Raw genomic sequence first — 6,107 nt, forward strand, 5'->3', positions numbered from 1 at the left:
GAGACGATGCCGATCGAATTGTAGCCGGTCGCCATCCAGTAGCCGGACAGCTCCGGCGCCTCACCGAGATAGTAGCGGTCGTCGGGCGTAAAACTCTCCGGACCCTTGAAGAAGGTGTGGATGCCGGCGGTCGCCAGCATCGGCATGCGGTTGACGCCCATTTCGAGGATCGGCTCGAAATGCTCCATGTCCTCAGGCAGTTGGTCGAAGCAGAAATCCTCGCTTATGCCGTCCATGCCCCACGGCTTGGCCACCGGCTCGAAGGCGCCCCGCATCATCTTGCCGGCGTCTTCCTTGTAGTAGGCGCACTCGTCCGGCACCCGCAGCACCGGCAGACGGGTGAGGCCGGGGATCGGCTCGGTGACGAGATAAAAATGCTCGCAGGCGTGCAGCGGGATGGTGACGCCGTTCTGCGCTCCCAGTTCGCGCGCCCACATGCCGGCGCAATTGACGACGATGTCGGCCTCGATCGTGCCTTGCTCTTCGCCTTGCGCCCAGGACACGCCGCTGACGCGGCCGGCCCTGGTATGGACCTTGGTGACCTTCACATTCTCGACGATGGTGGCGCCGCGCTGGCGCGCGCCCTTGGCCAGCGCCATGGCGATGTTTGCGGGGTCGCACTGGCCGTCGAGCGGCAGATGCACGGCGCCGACGACGTCCGAGACATTCAGATGCGGATACATCTGCTTGACTTCATTGGGAGAAATCTCGCGGACATCGACATCGAAGGCACGCGCCAGCGATGCTTGCCTGTAGATCTCGTGCTTGCGCTCCTCGGTCAGCGCCACGGTGATCGAACCGACCTGGCGCATGCCGGTGCCGACCTCGGTCTCGGCTTCCAGCTTGACGTAGAGGTCGGCGGAATATTTCGCCAGCCGGGTCATGTTCTGCGAGCCGCGCAACTGGCCGATCAGGCCGGCGGCATGCCATGTCGTGCCTGACGTCAGCTGCTTGCGCTCCAGAAGCACGATGTCGGTCCAGCCGAGTTTGGCCAGGTGATAGGCGACGGAGCAGCCGGAAACGCCGCCACCGATGATGACCGCTCTTGCTTTGGCGGGAATGGCTTTGGCGGTCATGCGGCCTCGCGGCGGTAGCTGGAAGCGAAACGGCGCAGCCGGAGCGCTGCTTCTTGCAGCATAGGTTCGGGCTGGCAGAGGCTGATGCGGATATGGCCTTCTGGCACGGGGGTGAAGTGGCGCCCTGCGTCACATTCACCTGTCGCCTGCAACGACGATAGTGCGCCTTGATGGGCATTTTCTAAGCCGACCACCCGCTGCCTATTCATGGAGCGACATCCACAAGTTGATGCCCCCTCCGCAGAACGATGCGCAGGGTTTGTCACATCGAAATTGGGCCGCTCTACCACCGAGTTCCCACCTACCTCCGATGCAGAGTTGCCTGGGCATGCTTGTCCTCCGTTAGCGCGACGTTCATTGTTGGTCAGATTAGGCGTCTCTGACCCAACCCATGCGATAAACTCGACCCGTTTGACTGCCCTCTGCGCTCTTGACGTAGCCGAGCGCCACCTCGCTCGCCGGCACCGCCGCGGTGCCAGGAAAGAAGTCGCCGTAGAGCTGAACCGACTCCTGTACGAGAGTCGGACTGACCAGATTGATCCGCAGCCCCCGCCCAAGCTCGATTGCCGCGCTGCGTACAAAACCGTCTAACGCGCCATTGACCAGGGCGGACGAGCTTCCCTGCCGGATGGGATCTTCGTTGGTTAGACCCGAGGTCAAGGTAAATGATCCGTGGTCGCGGATACGCTTGAGACCCTTCGCTACGAGATTGACCTGCCCCATCAACTTACTGCGCAGCCCGATTTCGAACTGTTCATTCGTGAATTGGTTCAGCGGGGCGTAGTGCACGGCCCCTGCTGTGCAGATCAACGCGTCAAATGCACCGATCTTGTCGAATAATTGGTCGATAGAGTTCGGCTCGGCGATGTCGACGTTGAATAAGCCGCTAGTTCGCCCGACTCCTATAATGTTGTGCCGCTTGCCAAGTTCGGCCGCTACGGCCGACCCGACAATCCCAGTCGAACCAACCAGGACAATTCGCATAGGGACTCCCCTGGATATCCTGACGGCTAGGAGGCGACCTCAAACAGCGGGGCAAGTGCGGCGCGAAGCGCCATGTCCTGGTCCGCCGAGAGTTTTGCCAATGGCTTGCGGACATTCCCGGTTCCGAGGCCGCGCAGTTGCGCGGCTCTCAGAACAGAAGGCGTATATGGTGCCCGCCAGATAAAAAGCAACGAGGGCAGCATCCGCTGCCAAAGTGCCAGAGCCCTCTCCAAATCCTTCGCTGCCACAAGGTTGTACAATTCGACAGCCTCAAGAGGCATGTAGTTTGCTGCGCCCCAGATAACACCGCGCGCGCCTGCCATCAGCGCATAGAGGGTTGTTGTATCGCAACCATTTAGCACCTTGCCTCCCGTCTGCAGATACTCCTGATGCACGGTGAAGTCGCCGGCACTATCTTTGATGTAATTGAAATGCTTGAGACCGCTCAGTCGATCAAAAAGGCGTGGCGAAACCGCGATCCCGGTAGCCTGCGGGATGTTGTAGCCCACAATATCCACGCCAACCGCCGCGTCGATTTCCCTGTAGAAATTGAAAATTCCATCCTCGTCTGACGGACCTTCGAGATACGGCGGCAAAATCATCAGCGCGTCCGCGCCGACCGATTCAGCTTGCTGTGACCGCCGTATGACTTCGTCCATATTCAGGGCCGAGGTCTGGCAGACAACGTTGCAGCGTCCTGCGATGCGCTTCGCCCCGAGCTCGTAGAGCCGATTGCATTCGGACTCGGTCAGGTAAGGGTGCTGGCCTGTACCTGCCCCAAGAACCAAGCCGTGAACTCCCGCCGATACGTATTTTTCGATCAACTCTTCGAAGAGGCCGTAATCGATCGCACCGGTAGGTTCGAACGGTGTCTGCATTGCAAGATTGATGCCCTTCAGGTCCGCCATTGCCGTTCCTCTTATTGCTAGACTTCCGCGCCTGCCTGCCTGAAACGAAGAGCGGTCACGAACCGGACGCCCATTGATGTGACAAGTCTCGGATAAGTCCTGCTCGGAGCGGCCCGCGTCTTCAGGATATCGATCACAGCCGAAGATTGCCCCGTGGCCAGTTCGGCGACAGCCTTGCCAAAGGCAGCCCCTCGAGCGACGCCGGTTCCATTACAGAAGGCGGCACCATAGACGTCGTGCGCCAACTCGCCGAAGACCATGCCGCCATTTTGCGCGAGCGTAAGCAGACCACCCCAGCTGGCCTCAAAGCCGATTGACGAAAGCCCGGGCCATCGGCGGTCAAATGCTACCTGCTGCTGGGTCCGCGCCCTAAGGACATCTTGTTTGGTTGTTTTGAAATTAGTCGCATACGAGTAAACGTTTCTAAGGAAAAGACGGTTGTCTATAGTACGTCGCACCGTCGTCCCAAAGCTATCGGCCGGAATAAGCCCATATGTTCGCTTGTTGCCCACGTTGGAAAGCTCGCTCTCAGTGAGCTGTCTGGTCATGCTCGCGAACGTGTAGAGTGGTATGGCTCGGTTTTCGAAGAAGCCAAATCTCGTCAGATAACCCGATGCGCAGATGATGACCTTCGAAGCCCTGATTGTTCCAGCAGGCGTCTCGCAGATGTGCTTCGGCGCACCGAACTGGACCGCCACAATGGCGGTGTTTTCATGGATGGTAACGTTCTCGGGGAGGCTGTTTACGGCGTTCTTGAGATACTTCGCAGGCTGGACCAGAATCGTGCCAGGGTGATGCAAAGCTTTGACGTAGTGCTTACTGCCGGTGATCGACTGAATTTCAGGGGCTTCAACCCAGCTGTACTTCTGTCCAAGCTTATCGAGCGCCTCCGAAAAGCGGTGTAGATCGGCAACGCCGTGAGACGTGGCCGCGCTGTGGTATTTCCCCTGCGGGTCCCAATCACAGTCTACCCCATGCTCCTCGACGGCGGTTCGAATGTAGGCGATGCCCTCAAGGTTGACGTACAGCTCTTCCTTGTTTCCCCTAATGTCTTCAACGAAGTCGCGTTTTCGGGGATTGTGCGCGAGATCGATGACGAAGCCCATGCACCGCCCCGATGCATTGTCCCCGATACGTCCGGCGTCGACGAGGATTACCGAAGACTGGGGGTTGAGTTCGGCAAATCGGCGGGCCGCGTGAAGCCCCATCCAGCCGCCGCCAATGACCAGGCAATCGCATGTGACATCGCCTTGCTGCGGCACTAAGGGTAGCTCCGGTCCCGACGTGCGGTACCACCCTGAGACTGTTGGCTCCGGATGCGGTGCTTGGACGACAATACGCTCTCTTGTCTTTGTTTGATTCAAAGAGTTCACTGCCAACTCGCTCGGTGAAGGCGGCCGGTGGGTAGTGCACCGCTCGCTCTGGCTTGTTCCTGTTTCGAATAAACGATGTGTCGTTCGTCTCGTAGACGGAAAATATGCGGTCTGATATAGACCTGCTTCATGTCCAAGCTTCGCAATCTTGTCCCATCGACGCATTCGCTTTTCGTCTTCGAAGCGGCGGCCCGAACGCTGAGTTTCAAGAACGCGGCCAGCGAACTCAACGTGACGCAGCCAAGTATCTCGCATTCGATCAAAATGTTCGAAAAGCATTGCGGGACGGCACTCTTTGTCCGAGACAATCGGGGAGTGCAGCTGACCGAGCCCGGCAGGCAGCTCTACGATGAGGTGCGCAACAGCTTCCGCCGTCTGGAACAGCGGCTTGAGACCATCACTGATCGCGGAACGAAGTACATAACTTTCGCAGCTTCGACATCTCTGGCGGCACATTGGCTCGCGCCTCAACTCTATCATTTCCAGGAAGAGCATCCGGACGTCAGGATCAAGGTGGTCGCCACCGACCGCGATGTCGAGCCAGATCATGAGATCGACGTGACGGTTTGGGTGCGGCCCCGGAATTTTGAAAGGGCCAACAGCTGGTTCGTTTGCGACGAGATCATCTTTCCCGTCTGCTCACCGGCATATCTTCTGTCGCACCCCGCTCCCCAAGCCGTCGAAGATCTGATCCACCATCAACTGATTCATTCGTCCGATGCTTTTCGCAAGCGCCTGGATTGGCCCGAATGGGTCGAGTTGGCAGGCGGCGATGCCAGCGACATCAAGCCCAATATCGTGTTCAATGACTACCAGCTAACGCTTCAAGCGGCTCTGGCTGGTGAAGGAATAGCATTGGGGTGGTCCCTTACCGCCCAGCAGTTGCTCGACAACCGCCTCCTGGTCAAGCCATTGCCAACCCAAATCCAGACCGACAGGGCCTTCTTTCTGTTGGCCAGCGAGGATGCCAGCAAGAACAAGAGATGCAAGATTTTGGTTGACTGGTTTCTCGTCCAGTCTGAAGAACTCCGCCCGTGACCTGAATTGCCCCTCACCCTATCCGCCTCTGGATATAAACTGGATTTAAGACAAGCGAAAGCTTTTGCGCATTCTCAGGACAATTGCCGGCGCCTATCATCAGCGCGAGATTAAGCTAGGGTCCGCCCCTATTGGACGGCCGGGCCACTGATGTTTGACGCGGGATGCGGGTCATTCCGCTGAGGGTGACGCGATGATGGACACTGATATTCCCGCAATCCGGCGCCGCACAGGCCAGTCTTCCGGTTCCCAGATTCACCTGCGGGAATAGTGGCTGGCAGCCTGAAAATCAACTCCCAAGGCTTCGAACCGGAAGCCTGATCGGTGCCCCATCGAGATGGGGCGCCGACCTCCTTTGAATTGAGCATCAGGTGAACCAACATGGCTGACGAAGAGATCATCCTTTCCGAGCTGTCCGACGAGGAACTCGTGCAGCAGATGCACGACGACCTTTATGACGGGCTGAAGGAAGAAATTGAGGAAGGCACGGCCATCCTGCTGGAGCGCGGCTGGGCGCCCTACAAGGTGCTCACCGAGGCGCTGGTCGAAGGCATGCGCATCGTCGGCGAGGATTTTCGCGACGGTATCCTGTTTGTTCCGGAAGTGCTGCTGTCGGCCAATGCGATGAAGGCCGGCATGTTCATCCTGCGCCCGCTGCTTATCGCCACCGGCGCGCCAAAGCAGGGCAAGATGGTGATCGGCACCGTCAAGGGCGACATCCACGACAT

General features: G+C 58.6%; 6 protein-coding genes. 2 read left to right on the forward strand and 4 right to left on the reverse strand.

From position 1 onward, the window contains the following. The 4 genes from EOB49_RS32300 to EOB49_RS32320 form a co-directional block, all read right to left on the reverse strand. The coding region (locus tag EOB49_RS32300) for an FAD-binding oxidoreductase (RefSeq protein ID WP_164781889.1) at positions 1-1,076 on the reverse strand (1,076 nt) is incomplete at its 3' end. A 369-nt stretch (positions 1,077-1,445) separates the two neighbouring features. Then, positions 1,446-2,060 carry a short chain dehydrogenase gene (locus tag EOB49_RS32310; protein WP_126080619.1) on the reverse strand — a complete coding sequence of 205 codons (615 nt, stop codon included), beginning with the start codon at positions 2,058-2,060 and terminating at the stop codon, positions 1,446-1,448. 26 nt (positions 2,061-2,086) lie between these two features. Next, on the reverse strand, positions 2,087-2,968 hold the full coding sequence (locus EOB49_RS32315; RefSeq protein ID WP_126080618.1) for a dihydrodipicolinate synthase family protein: 882 nt from the start codon (positions 2,966-2,968) through the stop codon (positions 2,087-2,089). A 17-nt stretch (positions 2,969-2,985) separates the two neighbouring features. Then, complete coding sequence (locus tag EOB49_RS32320) at positions 2,986-4,230, reverse strand: FAD-binding oxidoreductase (protein WP_245459658.1); 1,245 nt, start codon at positions 4,228-4,230, stop codon at positions 2,986-2,988. A 240-nt stretch (positions 4,231-4,470) separates the two neighbouring features. On the opposite strand from EOB49_RS32320, the gene EOB49_RS32325 reads away from it, so the two are divergent. Further along, positions 4,471-5,379 carry a LysR substrate-binding domain-containing protein gene (locus tag EOB49_RS32325; protein WP_126080616.1) on the forward strand — a complete coding sequence of 303 codons (909 nt, stop codon included), beginning with the start codon at positions 4,471-4,473 and terminating at the stop codon, positions 5,377-5,379. A gap of 381 nt (positions 5,380-5,760) precedes the next feature. Continuing rightward, positions 5,761-6,107, forward strand: a 347-nt coding sequence (locus EOB49_RS32330; RefSeq protein ID WP_206526174.1) for a B12-binding domain-containing protein, incomplete at its 3' end; no start/stop codon positions are given.

This window comes from Mesorhizobium sp. M7A.F.Ca.MR.148.00.0.0, from assembly GCF_003997735.1.
In the GTDB taxonomy this organism is placed as follows: domain Bacteria; phylum Pseudomonadota; class Alphaproteobacteria; order Rhizobiales; family Rhizobiaceae; genus Mesorhizobium.

Coding starts and splice junctions, on each gene's coding strand:
- EOB49_RS32310 (WP_126080619.1), bottom strand. CDS start 2,060: ATGCGAATTGTCCTGGTTGGTTCGACTGGGATTGTCGGGTCGGCCGTA.
- EOB49_RS32315 (WP_126080618.1), bottom strand. CDS start 2,968: ATGGCGGACCTGAAGGGCATCAATCTTGCAATGCAGACACCGTTCGAA.
- EOB49_RS32325 (WP_126080616.1), top strand. CDS start 4,471: ATGTCCAAGCTTCGCAATCTTGTCCCATCGACGCATTCGCTTTTCGTC.